Origin of the sequence: Shewanella sp. 10N.286.51.B7 (assembly GCF_002873615.1) — a bacterium.
GTDB lineage: Bacteria > Pseudomonadota > Gammaproteobacteria > Enterobacterales > Shewanellaceae > Shewanella > Shewanella electrodiphila.
On the sequence record NZ_MCUF01000102.1, the window covers coordinates 1 to 219 of the forward strand.

The window sequence follows — 219 nt, forward strand, 5'->3', positions numbered from 1 at the left end:
ACCCTTACCGATAGCGCTGGTAACACCATTGTTATCGAAGATGTGGTTGTCAATGCAGATGGTACTTACTCAGTTGATGATGTCGACTTATCTGCTTTAGTGGATGGTGATATTACTATTGTCGCCACCGCAACCGACGCTAACGGCAATCCAATAAGCGCCAACGATACTGAAGCATTAGATGCAACGGCTGGGGCGATCACCGTTGATTTGGTGATT

General features: G+C 46.6%; 1 protein-coding gene. It reads left to right on the forward strand.

Annotation, left to right across the window (positions count from 1 at the left end; translation table 11 throughout):
• The coding region (locus BCU84_RS20780) for a hypothetical protein (RefSeq protein ID WP_157936250.1) at positions 1-219 on the forward strand (219 nt) is incomplete at both ends.